Source organism: Flavobacterium sp. PL11 (assembly GCF_035985025.1).
Lineage (GTDB): Bacteria > Bacteroidota > Bacteroidia > Flavobacteriales > Flavobacteriaceae > Flavobacterium.
The window spans coordinates 125088-140372 of record NZ_JAXCIA010000001.1; the positions used below are offsets into that span (position 1 = coordinate 125088).

15 protein-coding genes and 1 tRNA gene are annotated in these 15285 nt (G+C 30.4%); 4 read left to right on the forward strand and 12 right to left on the reverse strand.

The window, feature by feature from the left end; all coding sequences use genetic code 11:
* Positions 1-18: 18 nt before the first annotated feature.
* Entirely contained in the window at positions 19-1176 is a 1158-nt protein-coding gene (hemW, locus tag RCH18_RS00480) for a radical SAM family heme chaperone HemW (protein ID WP_326934792.1), read from the reverse strand.
* Positions 1177-1256: 80 nt separating this feature from the next.
* Complete coding sequence (gene ruvC / locus RCH18_RS00485) at positions 1257-1811, reverse strand: crossover junction endodeoxyribonuclease RuvC (RefSeq protein ID WP_326934793.1); 555 nt, start codon at positions 1809-1811, stop codon at positions 1257-1259.
* A 185-nt stretch (positions 1812-1996) separates the two neighbouring features.
* Between ruvC and RCH18_RS00490 the strand changes: the two genes are divergently transcribed.
* Together RCH18_RS00490 and RCH18_RS00495 are read left to right on the forward strand one after the other, a co-directional pair.
* A complete protein-coding gene (locus RCH18_RS00490; RefSeq protein WP_326934794.1) occupies positions 1997-2983 on the forward strand; it encodes a hypothetical protein in 987 nt (328 codons plus the stop codon).
* Complete coding sequence (locus RCH18_RS00495; RefSeq protein ID WP_326934795.1) at positions 2980-4095, forward strand: glycosyltransferase family 2 protein; 1116 nt, start codon at positions 2980-2982, stop codon at positions 4093-4095. The genes RCH18_RS00490 and RCH18_RS00495 overlap by 4 nt, the downstream gene beginning before the upstream one ends.
* A gap of 76 nt (positions 4096-4171) precedes the next feature.
* On the opposite strand, the gene RCH18_RS00500 is transcribed toward RCH18_RS00495, so the two are convergent.
* Positions 4172-4597, reverse strand: a complete 426-nt coding sequence (locus RCH18_RS00500; protein WP_442788131.1) for a hypothetical protein — start codon at positions 4595-4597, stop codon at positions 4172-4174.
* A 447-nt stretch (positions 4598-5044) separates the two neighbouring features.
* Between RCH18_RS00500 and RCH18_RS00505 the strand changes: the two genes are divergently transcribed.
* Positions 5045-5545, forward strand: coding sequence for a DUF456 domain-containing protein (locus RCH18_RS00505; RefSeq protein ID WP_326934797.1), 501 nt, complete (start codon positions 5045-5047; stop codon positions 5543-5545).
* Between the two features lie 523 nt (positions 5546-6068).
* A complete protein-coding gene (locus RCH18_RS00510; RefSeq protein WP_326934798.1) occupies positions 6069-6926 on the forward strand; it encodes a class I SAM-dependent methyltransferase in 858 nt (285 codons plus the stop codon).
* Positions 6927-6932: 6 nt separating this feature from the next.
* Here RCH18_RS00510 and RCH18_RS00515 read toward each other — a convergent pair whose 3' ends face one another.
* From RCH18_RS00515 to greA, 9 genes are all read right to left on the reverse strand, one after another.
* Entirely contained in the window at positions 6933-7634 is a 702-nt protein-coding gene (locus RCH18_RS00515; protein WP_326934799.1) for a DUF3291 domain-containing protein, read from the reverse strand.
* Positions 7635-7712: 78 nt separating this feature from the next.
* Positions 7713-8354, reverse strand: coding sequence for a carotenoid biosynthesis protein (locus RCH18_RS00520; protein ID WP_326934800.1), 642 nt, complete (start codon positions 8352-8354; stop codon positions 7713-7715).
* A complete protein-coding gene (gene crtD / locus RCH18_RS00525) occupies positions 8351-9811 on the reverse strand; it encodes a 1-hydroxycarotenoid 3,4-desaturase CrtD (RefSeq protein ID WP_326934801.1) in 1461 nt (486 codons plus the stop codon). The genes RCH18_RS00520 and crtD overlap by 4 nt, the downstream gene beginning before the upstream one ends.
* 146 nt (positions 9812-9957) lie before the next feature.
* Positions 9958-10416, reverse strand: coding sequence for a carotene hydroxylase (locus RCH18_RS00530; protein WP_326934802.1), 459 nt, complete (start codon positions 10414-10416; stop codon positions 9958-9960).
* Between the two features lie 873 nt (positions 10417-11289).
* A tRNA-Asp gene (locus RCH18_RS00535) sits at positions 11290-11363 on the reverse strand.
* Between the two features lie 86 nt (positions 11364-11449).
* Positions 11450-12388 carry a DUF58 domain-containing protein gene (locus RCH18_RS00540; RefSeq protein WP_326934803.1) on the reverse strand — a complete coding sequence of 313 codons (939 nt, stop codon included), beginning with the start codon at positions 12386-12388 and terminating at the stop codon, positions 11450-11452.
* Positions 12389-12997: 609 nt separating this feature from the next.
* Entirely contained in the window at positions 12998-14170 is a 1173-nt protein-coding gene (locus RCH18_RS00545) for a transglutaminase domain-containing protein (RefSeq protein WP_326934804.1), read from the reverse strand.
* 93 nt (positions 14171-14263) lie between these two features.
* Positions 14264-14650 (reverse strand): HIT family protein, encoded by a 387-nt coding sequence (locus tag RCH18_RS00550; protein WP_326934805.1) that lies wholly within the window; start codon positions 14648-14650, stop codon positions 14264-14266.
* Between the two features lie 18 nt (positions 14651-14668).
* Entirely contained in the window at positions 14669-15145 is a 477-nt protein-coding gene (greA, locus tag RCH18_RS00555; protein WP_326934806.1) for a transcription elongation factor GreA, read from the reverse strand.
* Positions 15146-15285: the final 140 nt, after the last annotated feature.

Here is a 15285-nt window from a genome sequence, read left to right on the forward strand (position 1 = left end):
GTTTTTTAGCGAATTAACTTATTCCAAATTTAAGTAAAACAAATCACTTGCGATTCCATCAGTTAAAAACTTTCCTTTTTTTGTTGGTCTTAGAATTTTATTTTCAATAAACAGCAAATCATCTTTTAAATACTTGGTCGCTTGTTTATCCAGATAATTTAAATAATGAATTCCAAATTCCTTTTCAATTTTATCCAAAGACACTCCCCAAATAGTGCGCAAACCTGTCATAATATATTCATTATAACGATCTGAAAGTGAGAGTATTTCTACTTCACTTGGTAATTCATCCTGATGAATAGATCGTAAATAAATAGAATTATTAGACACATTCCAACTTCTAGAAAGTCCGTCATAACTATGTGCCGACGGACCAATCCCTATATATTTTTTACCTAGCCAGTACGCCGAATTATTTCGAGAAAAATAGTCTTGTTTACCAAAATTTGACAATTCATAATGTACAAATCCTCGACTTTCTAGCGTTTCCACTAAAATTAAAAAATGCTCAGCAGCAACTTCATCACGTGGGGGGGGAATTTTTCCGGTTTGGATTAATTTATATAATGCAGTCTTAGGTTCAACGGTTAATGCATAACTAGATATATGCGGGATTCCAAATCTTAAAGCTATTTCAATATTTTGTTTCCATTTTTGATTACTCATTTCAGGCATTCCATAAATCAAATCAATTGAAATATTATCATAATATTGAGTAGCTACTTCCAAACATTTTAACGCTTCCGCCGAGTTATGAGCCCGATTCATCGTTTTCAAATCGTCCTCACAAAAAGATTGAATGCCAATGCTCAATCTATTAATTCCAATAGCGCGATATTCTTCAAAAATATTTTTAGTATGTGAATTAATTGAAAGGTTGACTAAATCATCTGGATTTGCTTCTAAAGTAATCTCCACATCCTTAGAAACTTGATAATTTGCCGTTATTTTGTCAATCAAAAATTTCAGTTCTGAAACCAGCAATACTGATGGTGTTCCTCCACCAAAATAAATGGTTTCAACAACTTCATTTTCAAACTCTTTACCGCGTATTGATATTTCTTTGGCTAAAGCCAACACCATTTCTTCTTTCTTTTTCATAGAAGTAGAAAAATGAAAATCACAGTAATGGCATGCTTGCTTGCAAAAAGGGATATGTATATATATTCCGGACATTTTTAAATTAGATAATTTGGAAATTAAAAGATGAGTACATAATTAAAATTATTTAATTGACACACTTTCTAATTATCACATTACTTTTTCACTCTTACTTCATTTTGTTTTACAAAAGCATCCCAACCTGTGTAGCTCTTATCACCTATTACTTTTCCTGAATTAAAAAAATGACATACTGCGGCGGCTAAGCCATCCGTTGAATCAAGATTTTTGGGTAATTCTTTTAAGCCTAATAGTTGTTGTAGCATTTTAGCAACTTGTTCCTTAGTGGCGTTTCCGTTTCCGGTTATCGCCATTTTTATTTTCTTTGGCTCATATTCAGTAATAGGAATATCTCTTGAAAGTCCCGCGGCCATAGCTACCCCTTGCGCACGACCAAGTTTTAACATCGATTGCACGTTTTTACCAAAAAAAGGAGCTTCAATAGCAATTTCATCAGGATTATGAGTGTCAATTAATTCAATGGTACGCTCAAAAATCATTCTCAATTTTTGATAATGATTTTCATATTTGGACAATTGCAATTCGTTTAGTTGTAAGAAATACATTTTTTTATTGACTATTTTTATCAATCCAAAACCCATGATTGTAGTTCCTGGGTCAATTCCTAATATAATGCGTTCGTTTGCCATTTTGTTCTGGGATCGTTTTATGCCTACAAAGGCTCAAAGACACAAAGCTTTTTGGGATAAAAATTCTTTTAAAAGACAGCAAAAGAGTCGCCACGCTACTTTAATAGCTCGGGAAAGCATTGCCATTTTTTTGTGAATCTTTGTAAAATAGCTTTTACGCTTTAATTTTCCTTTACTTTGCATTGATGATTTCAATTCCCCACAAAACTAAGCAATTCCTTGTACTTCTAATCAAACTTTTGATTGTAGGCGGAGCGTTTTATTTTATTTACAATCAATTAGCCAATAATGAAAAACTAGATTGGCAAAAATTTATTGTTTTATTCCAAAAAAATCAGTCAATTGGAGGCATAGTGTTTATTTTGCTTTTAAGTGTTTTGAATCGATATTTTGAAATTTTAAAATGGCAGAATTTAGTACGCGTAATCCAAAAAATAAATGTTGCCGAAGCTACAAAACAAGTTTTAGCAGCATTAACAGCTGGACTTTTTACTCCTAATGGTGTGGGAGAATATGCTGGAAAAGCGCTATTTTTTGAAAAAAAAGACACAAAGAAAGTAATTTTTTTAAACTTAATTTGCAATGGCATCCAAATGGTTTTGACTGTTATTTTTGGAATTTTTGGATTGCTCTATTTTAATACGCAGCATGCGGTGATTACTTCTGAAACAGTTATTTTAGTATTTGGAGCACTTCTTTTACTTATTGTTATTTTATTTTCAATTAAGAAAATCACCTTAAAAGGATATTCGATTGAAAAACTAATTTATAAAATTAATGAAATTCCAAAATCGATTCATCAAAAAAATATATTCTTAGGAATTTGTAGATATATCGTTTTTTCACATCAGTACTATTTTTTATTTGTAGCTTTTGATGTTGATTTACCCTATCTAACCTTGATTGCAACCATTTCTTCCGTATACTTTTTAGCATCTTCATTGCCTACATTTCAGTTTTTAGATTTTGCTGTAAAGGGAAGTGTTGCAGTTTATTTCTTTGGGATTTTAGGAGTAAATGAGTGGATTGTTATCTTTATTTCGACTTTAATGTGGTTTTTGAACGTAGTGCTGCCCGTGATCATTGGAAGTTATTATGTATTAAATTTTAAAAGTAGAATTCCCGTGAAAACGGACTCAGTAAACAAGAGTAAAACTCCTTTTGAAAAATGATTGCCTTGCTAGTAAGTACTGTAACGCTACTTTATATTTCTTTTATTGGACTTTTACTGTATGGCTTTAATAAAGTAATTGATATTGATTCAACTAGTTTAAAGCCAAAATTTAAGTCTGCTTGTACAAAGTTTACAATTATAGTTCCTTTCCGCAACGAAGCACAAAATTTACCTGTCTTATTAGATAGTTTATCTAAGCTTAATTACCCTATAGATTTATTTGAAGTTATTTTAATTGACGATGATTCAGATGATCAATATAAAATTACAGAAAAAAATTACAGAATTAAAATCATTAAAAATATTCGAGTATCTCACTCACCTAAAAAAGACGCTATTACTACTGCAATGGAATACGTAAATTCAGATTGGGTAATTACCACTGATGCTGATTGTGTTGTACCTATAAATTGGTTGTCAGCATTTGACCATTATATTCAAAAAGAAGATGTAACAATGATAGCAGCGGCAGTAACCTACAACTGCACGAATTTTTTTATACACCATTTTCAACAATTGGAATTGGCTAGTTTACAAGGAGCTACCATAGGAGGCTTTGGTATAAATAAAGCGTTTATGTGCAATGGTGCCAACTTTGCTTACACTAAAACACTTTTTAAGACACTTGATGGGTTTAATGGAAACAACAATATAGCAAGTGGCGATGATGTGTTTTTATTACAAAAAGCGGTTGCACGTTTTTCAGAGCAAGTCCATTATTTAAAATCAAAAGAAGCAATTGTAACCACAAAACCATTGAATAATTGGAAATCTTTATTTTATCAAAGAGTGCGCTGGGCATCAAAAACGAGTTCATATCAAAGCGTTTTTGGTAAGACTACAGGTTTAATTGTTTTTTTAGGGAATTTGAGTGTTATAGCTAGTCTGACCCTGCTAATTATAGATTACTTATCTTGGAATTACTTTTTTATCCTTATTTTATTAAAATTCACAGTCGATAGTTTATTGATATACAGATCAAATAATTTCTTGACTAAAACTAAAATACAGCACTTAATTTTGAGTAGTTTATTATATCCTTTTTTTAGTGTTACCGTGGCTATTTATTCTATATTTGGAAAGTATGGATGGAAAGATCGGCGATTTTAAGACTTTCAAGTTATCAAAGATGATTTTATTGAAAAACTGTCAATTGTTTATAATTTCCATTATCAACATTAATTGATTACTCCACTTTTATGATTACAGGAAGTATAAATTGAGTTTTTACAGGAATACCCCTTTTTATTGCAGGATTTACTTTTGGAAAATTAACTAAACGCACTTTTAAAATGCTATCGATTTTAATACGATCATAATTTAAAGAATCATTTGGAAATTGCGGTTCAAACTGCATTGTAGCATTTGGAAAAATAGTGACTTTTACTTCTATCGTATCAAGTTTTGGATAAAGAAGTGAAAGAGTATCAATATTTAATTTTTCTTGAATTAATTGGGTGAGTACCGTAAAAAAGCATTGTTTTCTCTGTGCTTTATCTTCAATTTTATCGCACCCTGCAACTGATGGATATTCATCAACCTCTTTCCAGTTGATAGCTTTCAATTCTTTTTGCAACAACTCCTTTTCCGACGGCACTTGTTTATCAAACAATTGACAGGAATTAAAAAGTATAATTATTAAATACAGAAAATAATGCTTCAAGATTTCGGTGTTTCAGATATAAAATTACGGTATAAAAATACAATTATTTTTTGTGCTTAGCTTGTTAAAGCAAATAATCTTCATTTTTTAGATACATTGCTTTATAAAATAAAGCAATTAAAATTACAGACCTTTAGTGTAGTAATCTTGTTTTTAACATAAGCTAATACTTTACACCTATTATTATAATTGTAATGGCGCTCATTCAACTTTAAAATTAAATAACATTAAATTCTTTTTATTAAGTTTGATTACATTTACTTTAGAGCGATCAGTTATCTTTATATTATTTTCTTGGATTTAACATTTATCAATAAAAGTCAAGTAGTCAATAAAAGGTAACCGTTCTATCGCTACCATCAAGTGACAAACTGCTAAATTTTAGAAAATAAATTTATGGATATTTTATTTGTATCATTTGGTTTCTCATTTATGCTATTGGGATTGTTAGGAAGTTTTCTGCCTGTTATACCTGGGCCAAGTATTAGCTGGCTTGGTTTGGCACTACTTTATTTTACTAATGCTATTCCAGCTAATTACTGGATTCTTGGATCAGCTTTAGTCATCACAATTATTATATCGATTTTAGATTATATAATTCCTTCTAAAGGAACTAAAAAATTTGGAGGAAGCTCTTATGGAATATGGGGAACAAATATTGGCTTAGTAATTGGAATAATTGCGCCTATCCCTTTTGGTTTTCTCATTGGTCCATTTTTAGGCGCATTGATTGGTGAATTAATTTATGATAATAAAGATCATAAAAGGGCATTGAAAGCCGCTGCAGGATCTTTTGCGGGTTTTTTAGCTTCTAGTTTTTTGAAATTTATAATTTGTATAATGTATTTAGGATTATTTTTATGGATCGTGTGGGAACACAAATCTCAATTGTTCTAATAGCTCTTAAACTAATTTTTACTTCGTAATAGAGTATTATAATTTTAATTGGTTTTTTTATGGAAATATAAAAATACTGGAACAGCAACCATTTTTATAGTTTGCGAAAAAAAATGTTATTTAACTTTGAATCGTATATAAATAAGTTTGGCAGGACTTTTAAAACTTTACTTAAATACCATTATTTTCACGCTAATTTAGATAAATAATGAATTACAAATAGTATATGATATATTAAAGTATTTATTTAAACTTGCACCACTATTAAAAATGAAATTATTACTTCTCGCTAATTTAAATCAAAGTGAGCTAAAGTTTATAATTCTAATTGCAACAATTGATTTAGCAAGCGGGGTTAAAATATTTTTGACGTAAACATTTTACTTGGACTATGCAATATTGCATATTCAAAATCATAAACAGAATTTATAAAAAACATACGGAACACATTATGTACCAACTTAACAATTGCCCAATTTGTAATTCAACAACTATAAATTCTTTTATCCAAACAACGGCTCAAATGCATTCAAGCAAAGATTTATTTAATTTTGATCAATGCGCCGAATGTCAATTAGTTTTCTTAAATCCCAGAGTTGCTTTAAACAAATTAAAAAATTATTACACCTCCCATTATTTACCTTACAGGGGTTCAGAAGCTTGGAGTAAATTCGAAAAAATAGTTGAAGGAAGTCAGCATAAGTTAGATTCAAAGCGAGTGAAAGTCGTGAAAAATATTCAAACCCTATCATCAAATCCACTAATTTTAGATATTGGATGTGGCAAACCAAGTTTTTTAAAAGCTTGTCAGCAAAAGCTCAAATGTCAAACTATGGGAATTGACTTTAGTGATGAAGGATGGAAGGGCCAAGAATCTAATTATAGTGAACTGGATTTACAAGTTGCAGAAATCAAAGATTTGCCAAGTGATTTGCAACCCGATATAGTTACAATGTGGCATTATTTAGAGCATGACTATACACCATTAGAAAATCTTACCTATTTAAAATCTATTGCAAAGCCATCAACTACCCTTGTCATTGAAATTCCTAATTTTGATTCGACTAGTAGAAAAAAATATAACGAAAAATGGGCAGGTTGGCATACACCTCGTCATATTTCTTTATTTTCTCCCAATAATATAGAGCTGTTACTCAATAAAAGTGGTTGGAAAGTAGATAAATTAGTAACGTATGGTACAATGAATCCTTATTTACTTTATTGGATGAGTGAAATGGAAGAAAAAGGAATTGAATGGGATAAAAATATGCAAGACGAATTTCTAGGATTTATGGTGGGAATGGTACAATTTGTGCCTAAAAAATTAATGGAAAAGAAATCATCACTTGGTATTATGACTATAATTGCAACGCCACTATAAATCATTTTAGAGACTCAAAAGATCATTTCCTTCCCAAGTTCCTGTTGATTTATAAGGCTGAAATCTGGAGAAAAGTTCTTCTGAATACCATTCATATTTCCGTGTTTTCTTAATAGCCTCTTGATGTTGCTTGCTTTTATAAGCAAATTGTTTTACCGATTCAAAATCTTTCCATAAACTAAAGGTTGCCATTTGAATAATGGGAACTTCCCCCACACCTTTAGTATAAATTAATCCTTCATTTCCATCTAATCCTTCTTCAGAAGTAGGTACGTACTTCCAAAATTTATATAGCCAATTCCACTTGATTGTTGCTCTAGTTATAATGGCAATCGGTAAATTTAGATCTAAATCAGCCGTTTTCTCGAAAGGATTCTTGCCAACCCAAGTCCCAGACGCGGATATATTTTTCATATAAAGAGTAAACAGTTCCTGGGTATGATTGTTATATTGCTTTATTAAATCTGAAGAGTTGAAAAAAGTTTCTGCCGCTGCTTCAGATTCCCAAACTTGTAATAGACAATATACAGACCAATCAGGCATTGGATTAAAACCTCTCCCCTTTCCACTACCCATTAATCTATAAAATGTGAGTCCTTTTATTTGACGTAAATCTTTATTGGCAAATTGCATCATCCCAAAGCCCCACGCTTTGTCACTTAGCGAAGCATATTTAAAAAAGGTAATAGTGGTGATTTGTTTGCTCATTTTAAGAATGGTACTAAAAATTTTTTATCTACTAAAGATATTATGGAATGCAATAAACTATGAACTACTAATTAATATTTAGGTAATCAGAGCATATAAAATGGTAAAAAAGAAAAATTGAACAAATAAAACGACAAAACTGATTTTAGCATTTATTTCTGGACGGAAATAGTAGATTATTCCATGAATTAATGCACTTGTTACAAACCACATCACATAATTTTGAAATGGAATTATATTGTTTTCCCAACCCCAAAAGCCCAATTCCATAGCAACTGGTTCTATAAAAAAGTCCAAACCAGTCATTATTAAGGAGGGAATGATGATTAAAAGTATTGACTTTTTGGTAAAATATTGAACAACTCCATGAGAACTTAATGCTAAAAACAGCCAATTGACACCAATCAGTAATGGAGTTTCAAAAAGTTTAATTCCAAAATATTTACCGTAGGAATAACTTCCAAATAAAATTCCTGTTGCAACGCCTATCGCCTCAACTGAATATCCAATTAAAAAAATTATAAATGACAGCAATAAAAAACGTTTACTAAAATCATTATTCACTTTATAAAATATAAAAAGTGTAAGTAATAAATTGAAAGGAGTAAGTGGCAGAAAGAAGTGTTTAAACTCCTCAGAAGATATTCCTAGTGTTCCAAAAAAATAGAACAAAAATAAAAGTCCAATCCAACGGTTTTCTCTACTAATGTTTTTTATCATTTTACTAATTTGTCAATAATTTTTGCAGATAATAATGCCAGTGGTATTCCACCACCAGGATGTACGCTTCCGCCACAAAAATAAAGGTTTTTATATTGCGATGAAAAATTCTTATGCCTAAAAAATGCTGCAAATCGATTGTTACTTGATGTTCCGTATAACGATCCTTTAAAAGAATACGTTTTATCTTGTATTAGTTGTGGAGTTAATTGCTGTTCAAATTGAATTAAAGTCTCAATATCCTCGCCTAAAACTCTTGAAATTTTGCTTACAATATTCCTTCTAGCTTCTGCAATCATTTTGTCCCAATCTTGCCCGTAAACTGAAGGTACATTTATCATTACAAACCAGTTTTCTTTTCCTTTCGGCGCATCACCTTCAATCTTTTTACTAGTAATATTGATATAAACTGTAGGATCTTCATAGATAGTTTTAGATTCAAATATATGATCAAATTCTGTTCTATAATCCTCAGTAAATATAATATTGTGAACATCTAATTGCGGAAATTCTTTATCGATTCCCCAATAAAAAATAAGCGCTGAACTTGATCGTTCTTGTTTATCTACTTCTTTTAACTTCTTGGCTGAAGGAATTAATTTTTCGTAAACAGTGTGAATATCAGCATTACAAACTATAATATCAGCAACATAATTAGCAGATGTTGTGCTAACGCTCTTTGCTAAATTACTTTTAGTTGCAATAGCAATAACTTCCTGATTAAAATGAAATTCAACCCCAATTTCCTTGGCTAATTTCACTAAGCTGTTTGTAATTTCATGCATACCACCTTTAGGTAGAAAAGCACCCAATCCAAATTCCAAATGGGGAATAATGTTTAAAATTCCTGGAGCTTTATATGGATTTGATCCATTATAGGTAGCATATCTATTGAATAGTCTAATTGTTTTGCTATCGTTAAATACACTTTGATTAACTTGATTCATGGAACTAAAAATGTTTAAAAAGGGCATTTTAAACACAGCAATTAATGTCGAAAGAGAGAAAAAAGAACTTAATTTGTGAAGTGATTTGTTAAGAAATTGTTCTTTAGTAGCGCCATATATAAAGGCACTTTTTTCTAAATGTCTTTTTACATTTTCGGCAGAATCGTTTGTTTTACGTTCCATTTCTTGTGCAAAGGTATCTATATCTGAGCTTGCTATGATTTGCGTCCCGTCCTCATAAAAGTAATTACATAATACGTCAAGCTGATCAAAATTAAAATAATCAGAAGATTTCTTTCCTGAAAGTTCAAAAAGCTCCGTAACTAAATTAGGCATTGTAAAAAGAGAAGGGCCGGCATCAAACCGAAAACCACTCCCTGATAGTTGAGTAAGTTTTCCGCCAGGATAGGCGTTTTTTTCAAGAACCTTTACAGCGTAACCTTTATTTTGCAGTCGAATTGCAGCGGCAATACCCGCAATTCCTGAACCAACGATAATTGCCTGCTTCATAAAGATTTACATATTAAAAAAATGACAATATTGAGATTATTATAAAATTAATTTTAAACTCTCAAAAGTAATATGATATCTAAAAATTTTGAAATTTGAAGCTATTGCAAATCAAATTTTTAGAATCGTTTATATAGATTACAAAATTAGCTGTTTTCTTTTTTAAGTTCCTGTTTTAAAAATTTCCACGGAACAATTAACATCCCAAAACATTCTCCTTCTTCTTTACCTCTATGTTTGTGATGCACCTTGTGAGCGCGACGAATGGCTTTCAAATAAACATTATTCGTATTTCTAAACCATTTGAACCTTTGATGAATAAATACTTCATGCACTACAAAATAAGCAAGTCCGTAAGCTAAAATACCAAATCCAATATACATAACCGGCCAGATACCGTACATGGAACCCAACATAATACACAACCAAGAAGGAACTGCATATATTAGAAAAAACGCATCATTTTTTTCAAAAAACACTTCTTTATTAGGCGTATGATGATCAAAATGTAAATTCCATAAAAAACCATGCATAACATATTTATGGGTCATCCAAGCCATAAATTCCATTCCCCAAAATGTTAAAAAAATAATTAGAAACCCCATACCTATATTGTTTAAAATTTGAACTGATATTAAAAATCTACTTCCTTGAAATTCTAAATACTATTATAAATAATAATTACCTTATCTGGCTACTTAATCCTTTAATTGATCAAAATTAGTATTTGAAGATCATTTTTTGACAAAAATAACAGCTAAAAAATCATTATCAATTTATATTTTTTCAAGGGTGTAAAATTAAGAATTTAAAAATATATTAAATCAAATTTTTTGAATTTTTTAATATATCATCTCATTTAGTACAGGCGTTTCCGCAATTAATAAATATAAAAAAATGCAGACTGATTTTTAACAATTGTTTTATAAAAAAAGTCAATAAATCTTTATATTTTGCAATATAGCATGTTCTTAAAAAATATTTCATAAATAAAATAGTAGTTAAATATAAAGGACCATCCTTTTTAAATTATGTAAACATGGATGTTATTTGTAATAGTTCGTAATATTGATTGAAAGCAGAAAAGTGTTATCTGGGAAAATAGCTAAACTGTTTACCAAGTATTACTTTCAATTGTATTAGTAATCCGTTGACAAAGATTATAGAAATATTTTGAGGCGAGCACTCTACACTCTATCTAAAACTCTCTTTATTAAAATGAGTATTTGAGTTTTTAAATGGGTGAAATAAAAAACTGTTATATTTAAATCTAATTTTGTTTTATATACCTAGTAACACTTTAAAATAAAAAACGCTTCTAAAGCAAAAAAGCTATTCGCCGAGGCGAAAAGCTTTTCATTGGTCTAACTACTAAACCCGCTACGAGTTACAAATTCGTAGCAAACAACACAACTAACGTTAAAAACGGTAAAGGGGCAAAAAAGCCTTTCCGTTAAGAAAGGCTTTCCCCAATATTGCGGTCTGGACGGGACTCGAACCCGCGACCCCATGCGTGACAGGCATGTATTCTAACCAACTGAACTACCAAACCTCTGCGTTATTGCGGTGGCAAAGATACAATAGATTTCCGTTTACACAAGTGTTTTTTGAAAAAAAATTTCATAAAATTTCATTATTTTATCCAAAGTTTTGTTTCTCAACCAAGTAAGTAAGTAATATTTTTTCAAAACTTTCGTCAACACTTACTGGAATGTACTTTATTCTATTTTGTGAACATGTCAAAGCCAATTTTTCAAAGTAAATTTTTGTTTGTTTTTCGTATTCTTCCTTTACATTATCGGCAAATACCACCACTTCTTCACCTGTTTCTACATCAGTAAATTTTCTAGGAGCATTGTCAAAGTCAAAATTTAGCTCCGTTTTCTTATCGACAACATGAAATAATACAACTTTGTGCTTATTGTGTTTTAAATGTTGAAGAGCATTAAATAAGGCTTCTTGATCATTCAGCCCTGAAAGTGTTTGAAACATATCTGTAAACAATATAATCATTGAACGGCGATGAATTTTTTCAGCTATCTGATGTAAAAACGTAACGGTGTCTGTAGATTTTTGTACAGTGGATTTTATAAGTAAGCTTTCAAGCATGCTTAAAATCATTCGATGATGACGATCACTGCCTTTTTCAGGTGCATAGTACTCATATTTATCTGAAAATACACTTAGCCCTACTGCATCGCGTTGTTTCTTTAAAAGATTCATTAAAACTGCAGCTGCTAAAACAGAAAATCCAATTTTATTTTCAAAAAAATTTTGACTCTCTCCTAATTTTGGATAATGCATGGAGGATGAATTGTCAATAATAATATGACAGCGCAAATTAGTTTCCTCTTCATAACGCTTAGTGTACAACCGATCCGTTTTAGCAAATAATTTCCAATCGATATGTTTAGTGCTTTCACCAGTATTGTAAACTTTATGTTCAGCAAATTCTGCTGAAAAACCATGGAAGGGACTTTTATGCATTCCCGAAATAAAGCCTTCGACTACTTGATTGGCTAATAATTCTAAGTGTTGAAAACTAGCTACTTTTTCTAATTGCGATTCAATTTTCATGTACTAAATATATTAGAATATTATTTTTTTTGCCGTCTGTAATTAAACTATTTACTTTTACATTATTCGCAACTATAAACTATGTAGAATTACTGTATTGTAAATTATAAAAAAATTGCAGCGCAATAAGTCTTAAACAGTTAACAATTACTAAATACCACTATTGAGTAGTTGCAATTTATTTTTTTAGATAATCTTTTTAAATATGTCTTATCCATTAGTATTAAAAAAATCTATGAATTTTTCTATCTAATTACAATTTTTTTTTGCACCATTAAAAAAGTATAATTTAAGCAAAGTATAATTGCAACTGAACTAAAATTATTGTTTAAATAATAGCCATTTTTACTACTTCATATCAACAAACCACAGTTAAAAATAATCGAAGTGTAAACAGAAAGTTGCTAGATAAATCATTAATTATCAGATTCACAATGCAACATATTGATTGCGAAATTTTAATAAAAAACATATTCGTCTATTAGTTAATAAACATAAAATATAAATTTATTAAAATATCATTAACAAATACCACAAAATTTATTCTATATCTCTATTTTAAAATTATAAAAAGATGAAACAATAATAATTGTCAAAGAAAAGACAACTCTACTTTAATGGAATGCCAAACCATGATGCTTTTGAAAACATCGTTTTTCGCACTAATTTAGATTTGCTGAGATACGCTTTAACAAATTCTGAGTGTTCTTCCGCTTGCGCCAAAGTGCTAGCTATTGATTTTTTCATGCCAGACACTTGAGCCTCATTCTCTTTATTGACAGATCCTACTTTATAAATATCATCTAAGCATTTAGTCAATTTCTGTTTTGGTAACTGAATCATCGTACTTAGTTGATCATCAGGAATTACAGGTTTGAATTTATTATTTCTATAAAATATAAAATCATTTAGCAATACCACAGCCTCATTCATTTCATTTACAATTGCATTTAGCTTATCTATGCTATTGTTATTTCTAACAGTAGCTAACTGCGATTTTTTTCCTTGGTAACGCTCAACAATCATCCCGTTTTTTAAGCCGTTTTTCTGAATCCGGTCTGCTGATTCAAACAATTGATCTACTTCACTTAAAGTTATGTGTTTCTCGATCTCTTTCTCAAAATCAAAATACTTTTTAGCTTTATTGATTTGCGTTTTGCCTGCATAAAACTCTACGTTAGTAATAGGATAATTTAAAAATTGCCACAAATAATCAAATGGAATATGTGACACAATCATCTTAGCGGGATCGACTTTAAAATAGCTGTTGTTCAGTTTTTTAAAAAATTTTTCTTTATCGACATAACCAGAGCCCCATGTGGGATCAAATAAATACCACTTATTATCTATTCTTGCAGCATTCCAAGCATGGGCTAAATCTGCTACTCTGCCCTCTTTTTTAGTGTATCCATCAATTACATAGGATTGAATTCCCATTTTGCTATTGATATCATTAAAAATTTCAGCATAATGAATACAAACTCCTTTTTTAGACTTTAAAGTTCCTGATATTTTTTCCTGAATAGTGTTATTGTAATCAATATCAAACATATTGGCAACGTCATAACTGATAGTAGAGGCTGTCCAATAAAATGATGCCCTTACCCTATCTGAATCAGTTTTAAAATTAGATTCAATATATTTAGCAATTTCAGTTGTTGAGGTAATGGAAGCAGCTGGAATAGCTGCCATTTTAGCATCAATTACTGCGTATCCATTAAGAGTTTGGCCAAAACTTATAAATGATATTAAGAAGAAAAAAAATAAAAAAATGTTTTTCATAGTGTAGCGTAGAAATTATATGACAAAAGGGAGTAGTTTTCACTTTCTCCCTTTTAACGAAAACCATACCAATATATTTTAAAGAATACGACCTTATAAGCTATCTTTAATTTTTTGAGCTAAAGTTTCAAATTCCTCTTTAGTCATCGAAACTTTGTTTTGGAAACGCATATCATCCATTTCGTTCAACGGAATTAAATGTACATGTGCATGTGGCACTTCTAATCCTATGACTGCCATACCAATACGCTTACATGGAACCGCTTTCTCTAAAGCAATGGCAATTTTTTTTGAAAACTGCATTAAACCTAAATACAAAACATCATCTAATTCAAAGATTTTGTCAATTTCTTGCTTTGGAATACAAAGTGTATGCCCTTTTGCATTGGGGTTTACATCTAAAAAAGCCAAGAATTTATCATCCTCAGCAATCTTATAACAAGGAATCTCACCGTTTACTATTTTGGTAAATATTGACATTTATAGTTGTTTAAGTAGTTAATCTCTTGAAATTTCTAATATTTCAAATTTCAATACACCATTAGGAACAGTGATTTCGGCAACTTGACCTACTGATTTGCCTAGTAAACCTTTACCTATAGGCGAGGTTACTGAGATTTTTCCGGTTTTTAAATCGGCTTCACTTTCTGCTACTAAAGTATATTTCATTTCCATGCCGTTCGTTTGATTTTTGATTTTCACATTAGATAAAACCAAAACTTTAGAAAGGTCTAAATGCGTTTCGTCAATTAAGCGAGCATTTGAATGTACCTCTTCCAGCTTTGCAATACGCATCTCTAACATTCCTTGTGCTTCCTTAGCAGCATCATATTCAGCATTCTCAGAAAGATCACCTTTATCTCTAGCTTCGGCTATATCAGCTGATGCTTTTGGACGCATAACGCTCTTTAAATGGTCCAGCTCTTCCCTTAATTTTTTTAACCCTTCAGCGGTGTAATACGATATTGTACTCATAACTTGCTTCTTTATATAAATAGAAAAAATCCCATCAGGACGGGATTTCTTTCCACTAAGATTTTACTATTTTTTTTCGTTTATAAATATATGTTAATCATATATAATTCAAAGTTAAATAAATTAAATTTGTTTCACTA

Bases quoted from the DNA above. Each gene is read 5' to 3' on its own strand.
- crtD (WP_326934801.1), bottom strand. From the start codon at position 9,811: ATGAAGCAGGCAATTATCGTTGGTTCAGGAATTGCGGGTATTGCCGCT.
- RCH18_RS00530 (WP_326934802.1), bottom strand. From the start codon at position 10,416: ATGGGGTTTCTAATTATTTTTTTAACATTTTGGGGAATGGAATTTATG.
- RCH18_RS00505 (WP_326934797.1), top strand. From the start codon at position 5,045: ATGGATATTTTATTTGTATCATTTGGTTTCTCATTTATGCTATTGGGA.
- RCH18_RS00545 (WP_326934804.1), bottom strand. From the start codon at position 14,170: ATGAAAAACATTTTTTTATTTTTTTTCTTCTTAATATCATTTATAAGT.
- RCH18_RS00520 (WP_326934800.1), bottom strand. From the start codon at position 8,354: ATGATAAAAAACATTAGTAGAGAAAACCGTTGGATTGGACTTTTATTT.
- ruvC (WP_326934793.1), bottom strand. From the start codon at position 1,811: ATGGCAAACGAACGCATTATATTAGGAATTGACCCAGGAACTACAATC.
- RCH18_RS00490 (WP_326934794.1), top strand. From the start codon at position 1,997: ATGATTTCAATTCCCCACAAAACTAAGCAATTCCTTGTACTTCTAATC.
- RCH18_RS00550 (WP_326934805.1), bottom strand. From the start codon at position 14,650: ATGTCAATATTTACCAAAATAGTAAACGGTGAGATTCCTTGTTATAAG.
- hemW (WP_326934792.1), bottom strand. From the start codon at position 1,176: ATGTCCGGAATATATATACATATCCCTTTTTGCAAGCAAGCATGCCAT.
- RCH18_RS00515 (WP_326934799.1), bottom strand. From the start codon at position 7,634: ATGAGCAAACAAATCACCACTATTACCTTTTTTAAATATGCTTCGCTA.
- RCH18_RS00495 (WP_326934795.1), top strand. From the start codon at position 2,980: ATGATTGCCTTGCTAGTAAGTACTGTAACGCTACTTTATATTTCTTTT.
- greA (WP_326934806.1), bottom strand. From the start codon at position 15,145: ATGAGTACAATATCGTATTACACCGCTGAAGGGTTAAAAAAATTAAGG.
- RCH18_RS00510 (WP_326934798.1), top strand. From the start codon at position 6,069: ATGCATTCAAGCAAAGATTTATTTAATTTTGATCAATGCGCCGAATGT.
- RCH18_RS00540 (WP_326934803.1), bottom strand. From the start codon at position 12,388: ATGAAAATTGAATCGCAATTAGAAAAAGTAGCTAGTTTTCAACACTTA.